Source organism: Nonomuraea sp. NPDC050680 (assembly GCF_040654555.1).
Lineage (GTDB): Bacteria > Actinomycetota > Actinomycetes > Streptosporangiales > Streptosporangiaceae > Nonomuraea.
On record NZ_JBFAIF010000006.1, the window covers coordinates 209,792 to 226,421 of the forward strand.

Annotated in this window: 13 protein-coding genes; 6 read left to right on the forward strand and 7 right to left on the reverse strand. The window is 71.5% G+C overall.

The window, feature by feature from the left end:
* Positions 1-12 precede the first annotated feature (12 nt).
* A complete protein-coding gene (locus AB0H88_RS23440; protein WP_357647709.1) occupies positions 13-2,190 on the reverse strand; it encodes an acyl-CoA dehydrogenase in 2,178 nt (725 codons plus the stop codon).
* Between the two features lie 925 nt (positions 2,191-3,115).
* On the opposite strand from AB0H88_RS23440, the gene AB0H88_RS23445 reads away from it, so the two are divergent.
* The 4 genes from AB0H88_RS23445 (at position 3,116) to AB0H88_RS23460 (ending at position 6,962) form a co-directional block, all read left to right on the forward strand.
* On the forward strand, positions 3,116-3,178 hold the full coding sequence (locus AB0H88_RS23445) for a hypothetical protein (RefSeq protein ID WP_357648029.1): 63 nt from the start codon (positions 3,116-3,118) through the stop codon (positions 3,176-3,178).
* A 247-nt stretch (positions 3,179-3,425) separates the two neighbouring features.
* Entirely contained in the window at positions 3,426-4,853 is a 1,428-nt protein-coding gene (locus AB0H88_RS23450; RefSeq protein ID WP_357647711.1) for an AMP-binding protein, read from the forward strand.
* A gap of 19 nt (positions 4,854-4,872) precedes the next feature.
* Entirely contained in the window at positions 4,873-5,955 is a 1,083-nt protein-coding gene (locus AB0H88_RS23455; RefSeq protein ID WP_357647712.1) for a trypsin-like peptidase domain-containing protein, read from the forward strand.
* A gap of 44 nt (positions 5,956-5,999) precedes the next feature.
* Positions 6,000-6,962, forward strand: coding sequence for a winged helix-turn-helix domain-containing protein (locus AB0H88_RS23460; RefSeq protein WP_357647714.1), 963 nt, complete (start codon positions 6,000-6,002; stop codon positions 6,960-6,962).
* A 109-nt stretch (positions 6,963-7,071) separates the two neighbouring features.
* Here AB0H88_RS23460 and AB0H88_RS23465 read toward each other — a convergent pair whose 3' ends face one another.
* The 5 genes from AB0H88_RS23465 to AB0H88_RS23485 form a co-directional block, all read right to left on the reverse strand.
* Positions 7,072-7,518, reverse strand: a complete 447-nt coding sequence (locus tag AB0H88_RS23465; protein WP_357647716.1) for an OmpA family protein — start codon at positions 7,516-7,518, stop codon at positions 7,072-7,074.
* A gap of 163 nt (positions 7,519-7,681) precedes the next feature.
* Positions 7,682-8,287, reverse strand: a complete 606-nt coding sequence (locus tag AB0H88_RS23470; RefSeq protein WP_357647718.1) for a hypothetical protein — start codon at positions 8,285-8,287, stop codon at positions 7,682-7,684.
* Between the two features lie 80 nt (positions 8,288-8,367).
* Positions 8,368-11,406, reverse strand: coding sequence for a BTAD domain-containing putative transcriptional regulator (locus AB0H88_RS23475; RefSeq protein WP_357647720.1), 3,039 nt, complete (start codon positions 11,404-11,406; stop codon positions 8,368-8,370).
* Positions 11,407-11,415: 9 nt separating this feature from the next.
* Positions 11,416-13,068 carry a serine/threonine-protein kinase gene (locus tag AB0H88_RS23480; protein ID WP_357647722.1) on the reverse strand — a complete coding sequence of 551 codons (1,653 nt, stop codon included), beginning with the start codon at positions 13,066-13,068 and terminating at the stop codon, positions 11,416-11,418.
* 69 nt (positions 13,069-13,137) lie between these two features.
* Positions 13,138-13,278 (reverse strand): hypothetical protein, encoded by a 141-nt coding sequence (locus AB0H88_RS23485; protein WP_357647724.1) that lies wholly within the window; start codon positions 13,276-13,278, stop codon positions 13,138-13,140.
* Between the two features lie 241 nt (positions 13,279-13,519).
* Between AB0H88_RS23485 and AB0H88_RS23490 the strand changes: the two genes are divergently transcribed.
* Together AB0H88_RS23490 and fusA are read left to right on the forward strand one after the other, a co-directional pair.
* Positions 13,520-13,645, forward strand: coding sequence for a hypothetical protein (locus AB0H88_RS23490; RefSeq protein ID WP_357647726.1), 126 nt, complete (start codon positions 13,520-13,522; stop codon positions 13,643-13,645).
* Between the two features lie 107 nt (positions 13,646-13,752).
* Positions 13,753-15,810, forward strand: a complete 2,058-nt coding sequence (fusA, locus tag AB0H88_RS23495) for an elongation factor G (RefSeq protein ID WP_357647728.1) — start codon at positions 13,753-13,755, stop codon at positions 15,808-15,810.
* Positions 15,811-15,877: 67 nt separating this feature from the next.
* Here the strand turns inward: fusA and AB0H88_RS23500 are convergent, their stop codons facing one another.
* Positions 15,878-16,615 carry a DUF2071 domain-containing protein gene (locus AB0H88_RS23500; protein ID WP_357647730.1) on the reverse strand — a complete coding sequence of 246 codons (738 nt, stop codon included), beginning with the start codon at positions 16,613-16,615 and terminating at the stop codon, positions 15,878-15,880.
* Between the last annotated feature and the right edge of the window lie 15 nt (positions 16,616-16,630).

Here is a 16,630-nt window from a genome sequence, read left to right on the forward strand (position 1 = left end):
CGGCCCCCGCCGTCATTTACCCGGCTCAGGGTCCCTGGGCAGGCCGAGCATGCGCTCCCCGATGATGTTCAGCTGCACCTCGGTGGTGCCGCCGTAGATGGTCATCGCCCGGGTGGCGAGCACCGCCCGGTTCCAGTAGCCGGCGTCTCCGAGCTTCATGTCGGCGGCCACCACGGCCGCGGACCCCAGCAGCTCCACCGCGGACTCCGAGACGTGCTGGGCGTGCGCGGTGGACAGCAGCTTGCGCACCGAGGCGTCCGCGCCGGGCTCGGCCCCCGCCAGCTGCTTGAGCGTCACCCGCAACGACAGCGCGTTGATCGAGTGCCCCTCGCAGATCACCTGCGCCACCTGGTACGCCTCCACCGGCGACAGCTCCCGCCCAAGCCGGCCCACCAGCCCGAGCAGGTCCGGCACGGACGCGCCCGTGCCGCCCGACCCGGACGAGAGCGAGACCCGCTCGTTCGACAGCGTGTTGCGGGCGACCTTCCAGCCCTGCCCGACCTCGCCGACGACCAGCTCGTCCGGTACGAACACGTCGTCCAGGAAGACCTCGTTGAACAGGTTCTCGCCGGTCATCTCGGTCAGCGGCCGGACCGTGACCCCCGGCGCCTTCATGTCGACCAGGAAGTAGGTGATGCCCTCGTGCTTGGAGCCCTCGGAGGAGTTGCGGGCGATGCAGATGCCCCATTCGGCGACGTGCGCGACCGAGGTCCAGACCTTCTGGCCGTTGAGCTTCCAGCCGCCCTCGACCTTGTCCGCCTTCATCTGCAGCGAGGCCAGGTCGGATCCGGCGCCGGGCTCGGAGAAGAGCTGGCACCAGATCATCTCGCCGCCGAGCGTCTTGAGCAGGAAGCGTTCCTGCTGCTCGGGAGTGCCGTACGAGACGATCGACGGCACCACCCACGCGCCGATGATCATCGCGGGCAGCTTCACCCGCGCGGCCTTGAGCTCCTGGGCGATCAGCACCTGCTCCAGCGGCTTGGCGCCGCGGCCCCACGGCTTGGGCAGGTGCGGCATGACCAGGCCGCGCGCGGCCAGCGCCCGCTTCTGCTCGGTGCCCTCCAGTTCCTTCAGCGACGTGATCTCCGCGCGGATCGACTCGCGCAGCTCCTCGGCGTCCTCGGGCAGGTCGATCTCCATCTCGCGCGTGACGCCCTGCAGGGCGAGCGCGGTGACGGTGGCCGCCCACTCGGCCGACGAGCCGAGCAGCGCGCGGATCGTGAGCGCGCGGCGGTAGTAGAGGTGGACGTCGTGCTCGAAGGTGTAGCCGATGCCGCCGAAGGTCTGGATGGCGTCCTTGGCGCACTGCACGGCCGCGTCGGGCGCCATGACGGCGGCGATCGCGGCGGCGTACTCCTGCTCCTTGCCGTCGGCGCGGGTGGCGTCCCAGACGGTGGCGCGCGCCTGCTCCAGCGCCACGAGCATGCGGGACAGCTTGTGCTTGATGCCCTGGAACTGGCCGATCGGGCGGCCGAACTGGACGCGCACCTTCGCGTAATCGGCGGCGGCCGTCACGCACCAGGAGGCCAGGCCCGCGGCCTCGGCGCCGAGCAGGATCGCGGCGAGATCGCGCACGTCGGAGCTCTGGACGCCGCCCAGGATGCCCGAGTCGGGCACCAGCACCTCCGACAGCTCCACCTTGGCCACCGGCCTGGTCAGGTCGAGGGACTTGATCTCCGTGACGGTGGCGGACGCGGCGTCGACGAGGACCCATTCCTCGCCCTCGGCCGTGGAGACCGGCAGCACCAGAGCGTCGGCCAGCGAGGCGCCGAGCACGGCTTCGGCCGTGCCGGAGACGATCAGCGCGCCGTCCTCGGTGAGGGTTCCGGTCAGCGTGCCGGTCAGCGCGACCGCGGCGGTGAGCGTGCCGTCGGCGAACGACTCCAGGTGCTCGGGCCGCTTGGAGGCGTTGATCACCGCACTGGCCAGCACCGTCGGCACGTACGGCCCCGGCGCCATCCGCTCGGCCAGCGCCTCGACGGCGACCGCGGCCTCCAGCAGCCCGTAGCCGGAGCCGCCGGCCTCCTCGGGCAGGTGCAGGCCGAGCAGGCCCTGCTCGGCGAGCCCCGACCAGAACGCGGGCCGCCCGTCCGTCCCGGATCGCAGCAGCTCGGCGGGGATGTTCCGCGCCGCCCAGCCGCTCACCGACTCGCGGAGCGCCTCGTGTTCCTCGCTCAACCCGATCGCCATCGCACATCCTCCAGCCAGGCCCGTCATATGCCAGAACCATATTCTAGAGCATGCTTCTGGCCTAGAGGGTCCTTATGTTCTGCGCGATCGTGTTCAGGTCACGGTAGTGCGACTTGCCGCTCTGGGGGATCGAGGCGAACAGCATCGCCGGCTTGGCCTTGCCCACCTCGTGGATCGACACGATGGCCTGCGACGTCTTCTGCTTGCCCGAGACCGTGTAGGTCACCTTGTAGCCGACCATCCAGCCCTTGCCCGCCGGCACCTTCTGCGATCCGGTCCAGGCGATCGTGGCGCCCGCCGGATACTGCGTGCGCAGCGTCCAATTGACGGCCCTGACGGCCAGGTCGCGATAGTCGGCGCTCTTGGCCGGCTTGGGCTTCGGGGTGGCGCCGGGGAGCATCGCCGAGCCGATCACGGTGTGCGGGATGGCGACCTTGCCGACGCGCTGGGCAATGGCGAACGGCGCGAACGACTTGGCCGTCCACGGCAGGCCCAGGCGCGGGTAGCTGATCCCGGTGGCCAGGTCGGAGATGGTGCCGATGGTGAGGGTCGCCGTGCCGGCCTGGTCGGGGTACGCCAGGCTCGTCGGCACCTCAGGGAGCACGATCCCGGCCGCCGACGGCTTGGGTGAGGCGGAGCCGCCCGGCGCCGGCGAGACCGGGACCACCTGCCGCGGCGGCTGCTGCGTCTCCTTCGGCACGTCGCCGGAGAAGATCACGAACACCAGCAGCACGGCCAGGACGGTCGCGATGATGGCGCCGAGCAGGTAGATGGCCTTGATCGGGATGTCACCGACCCGGGCGAGCAGCCCACCCTTGAGCGGCGGGGGTGGCGGCGGGATCGGCGGCAGCGGCTGTACCGGCTGGCCTGGCCGGCCTGGCTGAGCCGACTGGACCTGACCGGGCTGAACCTGACCGGGCTGAACCTGACCGGGCTGAACCTGACTGGGCTGAACCTGACTGGGCTGAACCTGACTGGGCTGGGCTGACCGACCGGGCTGGGCCGACTGGCCGGGCTGGATCGGTGGATGGTCGGGCGGCTGTGGCCGTTCCAGGGGCCGGGGGACCATGACCGTCTCCTCGGCGGGCAGGACGATCTTCCTGAACGGGGTGGTGGGAGAGTCCGAGGAAGGTATCTGGTCGCCGACGTCCGCCATGGCTTTCAGGTTACGTTACGAATGAGCGGGATAATTCTGCTATTCGCCCGCCAGAATCTAGTTCTGTATGGTCGCGAGCATGAGGGGTTTTTACGAGATCGCCGCCGCCGACGCCGGGCGTCCCGCCCTGCTGGGCCCGGACGGCGCGACGTACGGGGAGTTGCTCGCCCACACCAACCGGGTCTCCCACGGCCTGACCGGGCGCGGGGTGGCGCCGGGCGACTCGGTGGTGACCGTGCTCAGGAACGGGCTGGACGCCCTGACCATGATGCTCGCGACGTACCAGATCGGCGCCTACCTCGTACCGGTCAACTGGCACTTCACCGACGAGGAGATCGCCTACATCGTGGCCGACTGCGGCGCGAAGGTCGTGGTCTCCCCCACCGCACTCACCGTCGGCGAGCTGGCGGCCGGTCAGCCGGACACCGCGCCGGAGCACCGGCGGGCCGGGTCGATGATGCTCTACACCTCCGGCACGACGGGACGGCCCAAAGGCGTGCGCCGGCGGCTGCTGCCCCTGACGCCCGAGGAGTTGTACCCGATCCTCATGCGCAAGAGCTGGCGGCACTTCGGGCTGCCGGTCGGCGGGGTGCACCTGGTGTGCTCGCAGCTGTACCACTCGGCGCCGTACGGGCAGGCGATGATGGCGCTGCAGCTCGGGCACTCGATCGTGGCGCCGGAGCGGTTCGACGCCGCCGAGACCCTGCGGCTGGTGGAGCGGCATCGGGTGACGAACGCGTTCATGGTGCCCACGATGTTTCATCGGCTGCTGGCCGTACCGGATCGGGAGAAGTACGACCTCTCATCGCTGACGCACCTCTACCACGGCGCCGCGCCGTGCCCGCCCGCGACCAAGCAGGCCATGATCGACTGGCTCGGGCCGGTGCTGTGGGAGTACTACGGCTCCACCGAGGCGGCCGTGGCCACCATGGTGTCGTCGCCGGAGTGGCTGGCCAGGCCGGGCACGGTCGGCAGGGCGCTCGACGGCATGACGTTCACGATCGTCGGCGACGGCGGCGAGGAGGTGGCGCCCGGGGAGCCGGGCCTGGTCTACATCGGCGGCGTGAACCGCTTCGAATACCACGGCGACCCCGGCAAGACGGCCGCCGCCATGCGCGGGCCCGCCTACACCCCCGGCGACATCGGCTACCTGGACGAGGAGGGCTACCTGTTCCTCCTCGACCGCAGAACCGACCTGATCATCTCGGGCGGCGTCAACATCTACCCCGCCGAGATCGAGGCGGCGCTGCTCGAACACCCCTCCGTGGCCGACGTCGCGGTGATCGGCGTACCCGACCCCGAGTGGGGCCAGCGGGTCGTCGCGCTGGTCCAGCCCGCCGAGGGAGCCGACACCGGCGATCTCACCGCCGAGTTGATGCGGCACTGCGCCCCGCGACTGGCCAAACTCAAGCATCCGCGCGTCATCGAGTTCCGCGACGCGCTGCCGCGTACGCCCACCGGCAAGCTGAGCAGACGAAACGTCCGCGAGGCGTATCTTTCCGGCTGAGCGGGGCAGTAACCCCTGCATGAGCAAGGTCCTCGCCGGGATCGTCGCCGCCATGCTGCTGGCCGGCTGCTCAGGGCCGCCGATCACCACCACGGCCCGATCGACGACGCCCACGGCTTCGCCGTCGTCCCAGGCGCCCGCCGCCCGGCAGCCCGCCCCTCAGGAGTCCGCGGTGCCCTTGGAAGCGGCCTTCGAGCGCACCATCAATCAGGTGCTCCCGTCGATCGTGCAGATCACCACCGAGGACGGGCTCGGCTCGGGCATCGTGTACGACTCGGCGGGGCACATCCTGACCAACGCGCACGTCGTGGGCACGGCCAAGACGATGAACGTGACCCTGGCCACGGGCAGCAAGCCGCACGACGCCAGGCTCGTCAAGAGCTTCGGCGGCGGCGACCTGGCGGTCATCAAGGTGGACGACCCGAAGGGGCTGACACCGGCCAGGTTCGGCGACTCCTCGAAGCTCCGGGTCGGCCAAATGGTGCTCGCCATGGGCAACCCGCTGGGGCTGTCGGGCAGCGTCACCCAGGGGATCGTCTCGGCGCTGGGCCGTACCGTGACCGAGCCGCAGGACCCCGACTCGCCCGGCGCGACGATCACCGGCGCCATCCAGACGTCGGCCGCGATCAACCCCGGCAACAGCGGCGGCGGCCTCGTCGACCTGTCCGGGCAGGTCATCGGCATCCCGACGCTCGCCGCGACGGACCGGGACCTCGGCGGCGGTGCCGCGCCGGGCATCGGGTTCGCGATCCCGAGCAACACCGCCACGGACATAGCCGCTCAGATCATCCGCAACGGCAAGGTCACCAACAGCCACCGGGCCGCACTCGGCATCAGGGGCAGTACGCTCATCGGCGACGACAGCCAGCCCGCCGGGGTCGCCGTGGCCAAGGTCGACAAGGGCAGTGCGGCCGCCAAGGCCGGCATCGAGCCGGGGGATGTGATCATCTCCCTCAACGGCCGGAAGACATCGACGATGGCCGCGCTGGCCGAGGCGCTGAGCGCGCTCCAACCGGGGCAAAAGGCCAAGGTAGGGGTCGTCAGACTCGACGGCTCGACCACGACGATCACGGTGACCTTGGGCGTCCTGCCAGGCGACTGACACCGCATTAGGATGGCCGTTCCTTTCATCGGGAGGTGGGACGGATGGCTCATCTGGAGTGCACGCCCGAGGATCTGGCGAAGGTCAGATTCGGTCTGTCACCCATGAGCCAGGTCGTCGGCGCGCTCAACGTGCTGTGCGGCCGGAGCGTGCCGCCCGGCCTGCCCATCTGGACCGCCCGCGTGCACGACCGCTACCAGCGGCTGCTGGCGGGCAACCCGGTGCTGCGGGCGCTGAGCCGGCTGCACCAGGTGACCGACTACGCGCCCGACTTCTACTGCGTGCCGCCCGAAGGCGTGGACACCACGTTCGAGCGGGAGCTGGCCGCCGTCCGGCGGATGCCCGCCGACCGGGTCGCCGCCGACTTTCGGCTCAGCCACCGGGAGCGGCCGGTCGATCCGGCGCTCGACGTTCCCGACGCCCCGGCGCGGGTCGCCGACGCCCTCGAAGCGCTCTGGACCGAGCTGCTCGCCCCCGACTGGCCCCGGCTGCGCGCCCTGCTGGAGCGCGACATCGTGCGGCGGGCGGGGCGGCTCGCAGTGTACGGCTGGCTGGAGGTGTTCGGCCGCCTCGGCATCGACATGGAGCTCAAGGAGGAGCGCATCCTGCTCGGCAAGGTCAGCGGCGCCTCCCACCGGCTCGGCGGGGTGGGCGTGGTGCTGATACCGAACGCGTTCGGCGCCAGGTACGTCTACCTCGATCCACCGCGCGCGTACGGCCTCACCTACCCCGCACACGGCGTCGCCGCGCTCTGGGAGCGGGGCTCGCCCGCCACCGACGGCCTGGTCGCGCTGCTCGGCCGGGGCCGGGCGGCGGTGCTGACGGCGCTCGACAGTCCGGCCAGCACCAGCCAGCTGGTCGCCCAGCTGTCGATGACGCTCGGCGGGGTGGGCGGCCATCTGGCCGTGCTGCGCCGGGCGGGTCTGGTCTCGCGTACGCGCAGCGGCCGGTCGGTCCTCTACCGCCGTACCCCGATGGGCGACGGGCTGGCCCAGCTCACCACCTGAGCTTGGCCGGGCTCACCACATGGGCTCGGGGCGCATGAGCCTGGCCGGGGTCACCACATGGGCTCGGGGCGCATGAGCCTGGCCGGGCTTAGCGTTCGGCTTGGCGCTTTCACTGCTTGACGTTGAAGACGAGCTCGACGCGGCGGTTCTTCGCCCGGTTCTGGGCGACGGGCTTGCCGTCGACGATGTTGGGCACCTTCGGGCGGCTCTCGCCGTACCCCTTCGCCTGGAGGTCCGCGTTGCCGCCGGTCAGCATGGAGCGCATGGCCTGCTGTACGGCCTGCGCCCGGCGCTGCGACAGCATGGCGTTGTAGGCGTCGGTGCCCTGGTCGTCGGTGTGCCCCTCGACCTTCACGACACCCCCGGCGCCCTCCGCGTCGATCTTGCGCGCCACTTCCCTGAGGCGCTGTTTCGCCGCCCCGGTCAGCACCCACTTGTCCACCGCGAACAGCACGTCGCTGGTGAGCGCCACCGTGACCTGCTCGCCCTGCTTGGTCTCGCTCTCGGTGCCGTCGAGCGACTCGACCTCGCCGATGATGTCCTCGACGGGAAGCACCAGATCCTCCACCGGACCGGTGGCGTCGGCGGGCGGAGCGGGGGTCGGTGACAAGAGCGTTGGTGACAAGAGCGTTGGTGACAAGAGCGTTGGTGACACGAGCGTCGGTGACACGAGCGTCGGTGACACGAGCGTCGGTGACAGGAACAGGGCCAGCGCGACGCTAAGAGATCGGAACATCGGTGAACACGCCCATCATCGGCATCTCGACATTGATCTTCGTGACGTCCGGGGGCGGGGCGGCGAATACCGCGTAGAGCGTGGTGGCGTCGCCGCTCTCCAGGAACTGCCCCTGGGTGCCCGAGCAGACGCACTTCGCGTCCTGGCCCGTACCGTTGCGGGCGACGCGGTAGCGCTTGGCGTTGACCGGGTCGATCAGGGAGACGGCCGACACCGTGTAGTCGAGCGTGCCGCTGCTCATGCCGTTGTGCAGGTTGACCTTGCCGTCGGTGGCCGTGACCGTCCAGTTGAGGCTGATCGTCCTGCCCTGCCGCTTGAGCCCGGTGATGTCGACGCGAGCCTTGCCGTACTGTCCGCCCGCCCCGACCTTGACCTCCCGGCTCGCGATCGCCTTGGCCTCCTGCGCGGGCGCGGTCGGCTGCGCTTCGGCCGGTGCGCCGCTCGTGGTGGCCCGCTCAGGCTGCGCGCTCTGGCCGGTTTGGCCGGTCTGGCCCGTCTGCTCCTCGCCGCCGCCGCCCTGCTGGCCAGGGAGCATCCCGCAGCCGGTCAACGCGACGGCCGCGACAGCCAGCGCGATCGTCTTCCGCATGTTCTGATCACCTTTGCCGGTAGGGGTGGAACTCGTGGCACCGAAGGTAGCCGGGCGACCTTCAGGATCCGCATAGTGGGCTAAATCCCCAGGCCACGACGTCTGTCCAGCTCTTGCGCCAGAAGCTCGACCTCGGCGCTCCGGGGCTCACCGAGGCTGTCAGACTCTCCCATAACACGCGCAAGCCCCTCAACCGCAGCATCAACCTCATCAAGGTCCAAGTGCGCTTTTATGAGGATAATCAGGGCTTTTGATGCGTTTCTCCGGTCACCGTGAGCCGTGAACGTCACCTCGGCCTGGCTCGCCAGCCTGGCCGCCGCCTCCGGGTCGCCCTCGGCACTGGCGATGTCGGCCAGCACGAGCAGCCCGGCCGCCTCCGGCAGCCGGTCGCCCAGGCGCCGGTTGATCCTTATCCGCCGCTCGGCGCAGTCGCGGGCCTGTGCGTAGCGGTGGGCGCCGAGGTGCAGCCGGGCCAGGTCGAGCAGGGCTTCGGCCGCGCCGCGCGGGTCGCCCAACTCCTCGTACGCCTCCAGGCTCCGGCCCACCAACCCCAGGTCTCCGCGTACGACGCCCAGCGCCCGGAGCGCGTCGGCCGTGCCACGCCGGTCACCGGCCTCCTCGAACGCGTGCAGGCACCTGGCCAGCGCGCGTTCCGCCTCGGCCGGCCGCCGCTCCACCAGGCCGAGCCGCAGCATGATCCGGGCCAGCTCCAGTCCCTCGACCAGCGGCTGAGCGGCCCTCAGCGCGGCCGCGGCCGACTCAGGGCGGCCTTCCACCCGATGGAGATCGGCCAGAGCACGTAACAGCAGCGCCTCACCCTCCCGATGCCCGGCCGCCCGCGCCGCGTCGAGACCGGTGGCGGTGGTGACGTGCCAGTCGTCGTGATGCGCACCCAGCTCGAACAGCGGAGTCAGATAGAAGGCCAACCGCCAGGCCGCCTCGTGCAGACCAGCCCGGTGGAAGTCACCCACGGTCGCCACGAGGAACCGGCGTTCGGCACTCAGCCACCGAGCATCCGCCCGCAACCGCCCGGTCTCGACCGCCCACCCACCTGTCAGCGCCCGCTCCTCCGCCCAATCCGGACCGGCCGCCAGGGGCTGGGCTTCGGTGTGGGCCACGGTGCGGCCTGAGCCGGGTTCGGCGGGGAGGAGGGCCGTCCGCGCCTGGCGGGTCCGGTCGAGGATCTCGCCCGCGATTTCGGCCAGGACGGCTGCCGGGCCTCCGTCCTCGGCGGTCAGGCGTTCGGCGGCGTACAGCCGGGTCAGGTCGTGCCAGCCGTACCGCTCACCGCCGGACTCGTCCAAGCCGAGCGACTGGAGCAGCCCCGCCTCGGCCAGCGGCTCCAGATCGGCACCGAGCGCCCAGGACGCGAAGTCGGGCGCGGACAGCGCGCCCAGCCTGCGCAGCAGCCGCCGTTCGGAATCGGCCAGCCCGTGGTAGCCGAGTGCCAGGCAGCCGCGTACGGCCAGGTCGCCCGCGCTCAGCTCGTCCAGCCGGCGCCGCTCGTCGCCCAGCCGTCCGGCCAGGTGGTCGAGGGTCCAGCCCGGCTTCCTGGCCAGCCGGGATCCGGCGATGCGCAGGGCCAGCGGCAGACCACCACAGAGCCGCACGATCCGGTCCGCGGCCTCGGGCTCGGCGCCGACCCGTTCGCGGCCCACCACCTCGGCGAGCATGGCCACGGCCTCGCCCGGTTCGAACACCCCCAGCTCGTACGCCCTGGCCGCCTCCAGCCCCGCCAGCGGGGAGCGGCTGGTCACCAGCGTCAGACTGCCGGGACCGGTGGGAAGCAGCGGGCGTACCTGGGCCTCGTCCGTGGCGTCGTCGAGCACCACGAGCAGGCTGCGGGCCGCCGTCATGCCGCGATACAGCCGTACACGCTCCTCGAAAGCGGCAGGCACGGCACCATCGGGACAGCCCAGGGACCGGAGCAGGTCCTCCAGCACGGCGCCGGGCTGCCGGTCGCGGAGCGACGCGTAGAGATGTCCGTCCGGGAGGTCGATCATGGTCGCGGCACGAACAGCAACGGCGGACTTACCGCACCCCGGCGGCCCGTGTACGACGAGGTGCACGGGAGCACCTCCCCGCGCGGACACCCCATCTCCCTGCGCAGGCGCACCGCCTCCTCGCGCGGGCACCCCACCCGCAGGCGCCCCGTCTCCTCGCGCAGGCACCCGGGCGGCGATCCAGTCGAGGACGGCCCGCCGCCCCGTGAAATCCGAAATATCCGGCGGGGCCTCGCTCTTCACCGGTGCGTGCTGCGGCGGTCCCTCGCTCGACAGCACGCGCCGGTGTGCCTCGATCAGCTCGGTGCCCGGTTCCAAGCCGAGCTCGTCCACCAGCACCTGGCGCGCCTCCTGGTAGGCCGCCAGTGCCTCCGCCCGCCGCCCGGCCTGGCGCAGCGCGTCGAGCAGCAGCGCCCAGGCCCGCTCGCGCAGTGGGTACGCTCCGACGAGCGCCCGCAGCTCGCCGACCACCTCACCGCCTCTGCCCAGCAGCAGGTCCAGCTCCACACGCTCTTCGAGCGCGGTCAGGCGGAGCTCTTCCAGGGGTACGGCGTGCGTTCTGCGCAGGTACGAGGACTCGATATCGGCCATGGCGTCCCCTCGCCACAGCGCCAGCGCCGTCCCGAACCCCTCGGCCGCCGCCTCGGCCCTGCCCGCCTCCCTCGCCCGCCGAGCCTCGCCGACGAGCCGCTCGAACCGGTGGCAGTCGACCGCGTCCGGCTCCACCTCGATCAGGTAGCCACCGGGCACGGTCGTGATGCCGTCGACGAGCTTGCGCAGCGCGCTGATGTACACCCTGAGCACCGACTCCGCGGAGGCCGGCGGCCGGTCGTCCCAGACCACGGCCATCAGCCGCTCGATCGGCACCACCCGTCCGGCGGAGACCAGCAGCGCGGCCAGCACCGCCCGATGCTTCGCCGGCCCCGGGCCCGACCCCGACTGCGCCCCAGAACCCGGCCCGGACAGTAGCCCCGGCTCCGGCCCAGAACCCAGCCCGGACAGTGGCCCCGGCTCCGGCCCCGGCTCGGATCCGCTTTCGACCCGCAGTGGCCCCAGCAGCCGGAACCGGACGGGACCGTGCCCCTCCTCGCCGGGCAGCGCCGGAAATTTCGGCATTTCGGGGGCTTAGTCCTTCGTACGGTCGATGGCGAACGACTCGAAGCGTACGCGCAGCGCCTCCCCGGTGTCCGGAGCGACCTGAACCCCGGCCGCCCCCGGCCCGAGCGGATCACTCGTATCGGACACCTCGGCGACGAGTTTCTCGTTCACCCACATCCGCAACCTCACCCCGCCACCAGCGGCGCCGTCACCGCTGGGACCGGCGCACTCCGTGACGATCCGGCCGCCGCCGGTCGCCGCCGTACCGTTCGGAGCCGCCGGACCGTACAGAGACGTGCCCTTCTGCCCGGTACGGCGCTTGACGATCGAGACCCGCCCCGAGCCGCTCACCCCGAACTCGTAGCGATCCCCCGAGCTCGCCGAGCCGTGGCACCACACACCGTACTCACCGGACCCCTGCTCAAGCCGCGCCTTCGCGCTCACCACCACCCCGCCGTCCGGCTCCGGCACAGGCGCGGACTTCCACAGCCGCCAGCCCGCCTTGGCGGTCAGCACGTAGTCGCTCCCGGCGACCCGCGCGTCCCCGCCGTCGGACGCCCCGGTGGCCCACGAGTCGCCGAACCCCGCCGCGTACGGCCACGACGGCGACCACACCCGAGGCACCACCACGACCCCCGCCACCACGGCGGCCACCACGGCGATCACCCCCGCCACCCAGGGCCACCGACGCCGCGCCACTCCACCACGGGCGAGGCTCACACCGGCAGCAGCCTGGACGGACGCCTCTTCGGCCGCTGCGGCCAAGCCACGCCCTTCGACCGCTCCGACGCGCTCCCCGCCACGGGCGCCGAACGCCGCCGGCCCCTCCGCGGTCAAGCCGCGAGGGCCGGTCCAGGTACGTTCGACGACCTGAGTGGCCGTGGCCTGACTGAGCTGCCTGCCGCCCGTCAGAGACTCCAGCAGTTGCCGGGCCGTGGGGCGAAGGCGTGGATCCCTGGCCATCGCCCGCTCCACCACATCCCGCATGCCCGCGTCGAGCCCGTCCAGCCGCGGCCCCTCGTTGACGATCCGGTACAGCACCTCGGCCGGCGACCCGCCACCGAACGGCAGCCGCCCGGTTCCCGCGAAGGCGATCACCCCGCCCCACGCGTACACGTCGGCGGCCGGCCCGAGCGGCTCCCCGCGTACCTGTTCGGGTGCCATGAACGCGGGCGTCCCCAGGATCGCCTGGCTGGCCTGGCTGTCGGCCTCGACGAGTTGTGCGATGCCGAAGTCGATCACGCGCGGCCCGAGCGGCGAGAGCAGCACGTTCGACGGCTTGAGGTCCCGGTGGACGACCCCGGCGCCGTGAATCGCGCCGAGCGCGGTCGCGATGCCCACCGCCAGCGCTTCCAGGTCGGACCCGGACAACGGCCCCTGTTCCCGTACGGCCTTCGCCAGATCCGGCCCTTTAACGTATTCGGTGACGAGATAGGCGACATCCCCATCTATCCCGGCGTCCAGCACCGGGGCCGTACAGAATCTCGCCACCCGGCGAGCCGCGGCCACCTCGCGCTCGAAGCGCCGCCGGAACGCGGGGTCGCGGGCCAGCTCGGGATGGATCACCTTGACCGCGGCCAGGCCACCGGTGGGCGTGGTGGCGAGATGCACCTCGCCCATGCCACCCCGGCCGAGCACACGCCGCAGCGTGTACCCGCCTATGACCCGCTCGCCACTCATCGCAGACACACTAGCCAGGGTCGGCGCACATCCCCGAGGTCGCCCACTCCCGGAGCACCGCCGCCTGGCTCAGTCCGGGCCCGCGACCATGAGGAATGTCGTCAACGCGGCGAGTATGAGCCACACCACACCGACCAGCGCCAGGCCGGCGGCCAGCAGCGGCTTCGGCGGGTCGGGGCGTTCTCGCGAGCGTTCCGTGTCGGGCTCCACGGCCGTCAAACTAACAGTTGACAGCGAAGGTGACAAAAAGTTTCAGACAGCGCAGGAGTCCAAACCACGACGGCCGCCGAATAACGGCGAGTTTCTTTACAGCACTCAGCGCGACCGGCTGGTCGGTGGCCACCGGGCGTTTCCCGATTAAAATCGGTTTGCCGCTTACCGCCATTTCAGTACACTCGCCCGGAAACGGGGTGCCACCGCGGCGCCCATTGACGAGTGAGGGGAGCCGGCCGTGCGCAACAGCAGCAACAGCACCGCTTCGGTCATCCCCTCGTCTCGCTACGAGGTGATCCTGGTGTCTTCGTCCGCCCGGCGTCGGCTGCGCGGCCGGCACTGGACGTCTCTGACGAACACCTGATCAGCCCTTTTCCGCGCGGAATCGAACAGGCATTGGCCTGCTTCCGCGCGGTGTTCGTCCGGAAATCGCGCTGTCCTGTCTGAAGCGTCCCGAAAGGGCCATAGGCCGTGCGTACCGAATTGCACCGTCATCACACCGACTCGCTGAACGCCGTCCGCAACCTGGGCATCCTCGCCCACGTCGATGCCGGCAAGACCACCATCACCGAGCGGATCCTGTACCTCACCGGCGCCACCTACAAGCGCGGCGAGGTACACGACGGCACGACCATCACCGACTTCGACTCCCAGGAGCGCGACCGTGGGATCACCATCTTCGCCGCAGCCGTGAGCTGCTCCTGGGACGGCCATCGGATCAATCTGATCGACACCCCGGGACACGTCGACTTCTCCGACGAGGTGGAGCGCTCGCTGCGGGTGCTCGACGGCGCGATCGCGGTGTTCGACGGCGTCGCGGGAGTCGAACCGCAGAGCGAGTCGGTGTGGCGGCAGGCCGACCGGTACGGAGTGCCGCGCATCGCCTTCGTCAACAAGCTGGACCGCGCCGGCGCCGACCTCGACACGGCGGTCGAGTCGATCCGCGAGCGGTTAAACGTGGTCCCCCTGGTGGTCCACCTGCCGATCGGGCAGGAGGACGGCTTCACCGGGGTGGTCGATCTGCCGCGCATGCGGATGCTGGCCTGGCCCGGCAGCGGCGATCCGGTCGAGGAGGGACCGATTCCGGACGGCCTGCGGGAGGAGGCGCACCGGCGCCGCCGGCTGCTCGAGGAGGCGGTGGCCGAGCTGCACCCGGTCGCGTTGGAGGAGTTCTGCGCGGAGTCGGCGATCTCCGAACGGACTCTCGCCGCCGCGCTGCGCGACCTGACCCGGACCGGTGAGGGGGTGGTGGTGTTGTGCGGATCGGCGTACCGCAACCGCGGAATCGAGCCGCTCCTGGACGCCGCCGTGGCCTACCTGCCCTCGCCGCTGGACGTGCCGGCCGTACGTGGCACGCACGGCGGCACGGAGCAGGAGCGCGCCGCCGACCCGGCGGCGCCGTTCGCCGCGCTGGTGTTCAAGGTGCACTCGACGGCCACCGGGCGACTGACGTACCTGCGGGTGTATTCGGGAACGATGCGGAGAGGAGACACGGTGCTGGACACCGGCGCGCGGCGCACCGAGCGGATCGGCCGGATCCTGCGGGTGCAGGCCGACCGGCACACCGAGGTGGACCACGCGGCGGCCGGGGACATCGTCGCGGTGGTCGGGCTGAAGACGGCCCGCACCGGCGCCACCCTGTGCGCGCCCACGGCGCCCCTGCTCCTCGAACCGCCGGCCGTGGCCGATCCGGTGGTCTCGGTGGCGGTCGAGGCCCGCAGGAGCACCGAGACCGACCGGTTGACGTCGGCGCTGGCCCGGCTGGTGGAAGAGGATCCTTCGCTGGTGGTACGCACCGACGCCGAAACCGGTCAGACGCTGCTGTCGGGGCTGGGCGAGCTGCATCTGGAGGTCGCGGCGGAGAAGATCCGGCGCGCCCACGGGCTGGAGGTCGCCATCGGCCGGCCTCAGGTGGCCCATCGGGAGACGGTCGAGCGCGGAGTTTCCGGGTTCCTGTACCGGCACGTCAAGCAGGACGGCGGGGCGGGCCAGTTCGCGCACGTCGTCCTGGACGTGGATCCCCTGGACACAGCCGACGGCGCGGTGTTCCGCTCGACCGTCGTCGGCGGACGGGTGCCGCGCGAGTACGTCCGGGCGGTGGAGGCAGGCTGCCGGGACGCCCTGGCCGACGGCCCTCTCGGCGGCCACCCGGTGACCGGCCTGCGGATCACCCTGACCGACGGAGCCACCCATCCCAAGGACTCCTCGGAGATGGCGTTCCGTACGGCCGGCCGGCTCGGGCTGCGCGAGGCACTGCGCGCCAGCATCATGGTGCTGCTGGAGCCGGTGGTCGAGGTCACGGCCACCGTGCCGGACGACGCCGCCGGCGGGGTGCTCGGCGACCTGGCGGCCCGGCGCGGCCGGATCTCGGGCTCGACCGCGCGGGCGGGCACCGTGGTGATCACCGCGACCGTGCCGCTGGCCGAGGTGTTCGGGTACGCGACCCGGCTGCGCAGCCGAACCCAGGGCCGGGGCACCTTCACCACCCGGGCCGCCGGTTACGCCCCGGCCCCGAGGCCGTCCGCGTAGACGATGACCCGTAGGCGATGACCCGTAGACGATGGCCCCGTCCGCACCCGGACGGGGCCATCCGGACCTACGTTCCCGGGCGGAAGCGGCGCGGCGGGGTGTGGATGTCGAAGCTCAGCCGCGCCTGAGCCAGGATCGAGTGCGGCGCGGTGTCCGGCGTGATCAGCCCGAGCCGCTCGAAGACCGGAAAGCGCGCGGAATCGGCGACGAGATACCGGGGCCGCATCGGCGGATGCCAAATGCTGTAGACACCCACCCGCCCGTCTCGCCGCCGGTACCAGCCCAGGGTCGGATGAGTGAGCCGTTCCAGCCAGTCCGGCTCGTCCGTGAAACCGGCCAGCCGGGTGAGGGGCTCGGCCGGCTCGACCGCCTCGCAGCGGGCGTCCCCGGCCACCAGCCGCCACCGGGCGGGGTCGGCGTCCCAGTCCGCCTCGATGCGGATGCGATCGCGGCGCCACGGCATGCCCCACAGATGCTGCGGGATCGCGACGACCGGGTGATCCAGGCTGGTGCCGAAGAACCAGACACCCGTGTGGCCGTACGCGGTGACGTAGGCACGGTAGTTGATCTGCCCGCAGTCGATCCCCACCGACGGGAGGAACCGGAAGTGGAAGTCCCGGTCCCGGAAGGCGACGGCGGAGACCAGGGCTCCGGGACCGTCGATCTTCATCGGGACGAACCCCTCGGGCAGCTGCCGGGCGAGCGCGTCGGCGTCCACCCGGTAGCTGACGATCGCGAAATCCTCCAGCTCCGTCCGCGCGTGGAACCAGCGCGGCCGCGGCCGGGGCGTACCGGCGAAGCTCATACCCAAAGGCTAGCC

Bases quoted from the DNA above. Each gene is read 5' to 3' on its own strand.
- AB0H88_RS23440 (WP_357647709.1), bottom strand. From the start codon at position 2,190: ATGGCGATCGGGTTGAGCGAGGAACACGAGGCGCTCCGCGAGTCGGTG.
- AB0H88_RS23450 (WP_357647711.1), top strand. From the start codon at position 3,426: ATGAGGGGTTTTTACGAGATCGCCGCCGCCGACGCCGGGCGTCCCGCC.
- AB0H88_RS23455 (WP_357647712.1), top strand. From the start codon at position 4,873: ATGAGCAAGGTCCTCGCCGGGATCGTCGCCGCCATGCTGCTGGCCGGC.
- AB0H88_RS23460 (WP_357647714.1), top strand. From the start codon at position 6,000: ATGGCTCATCTGGAGTGCACGCCCGAGGATCTGGCGAAGGTCAGATTC.
- AB0H88_RS23470 (WP_357647718.1), bottom strand. From the start codon at position 8,287: ATGCGGAAGACGATCGCGCTGGCTGTCGCGGCCGTCGCGTTGACCGGC.
- AB0H88_RS23475 (WP_357647720.1), bottom strand. From the start codon at position 11,406: ATGCCGAAATTTCCGGCGCTGCCCGGCGAGGAGGGGCACGGTCCCGTC.
- AB0H88_RS23480 (WP_357647722.1), bottom strand. From the start codon at position 13,068: ATGAGTGGCGAGCGGGTCATAGGCGGGTACACGCTGCGGCGTGTGCTC.
- AB0H88_RS23500 (WP_357647730.1), bottom strand. From the start codon at position 16,615: ATGAGCTTCGCCGGTACGCCCCGGCCGCGGCCGCGCTGGTTCCACGCG.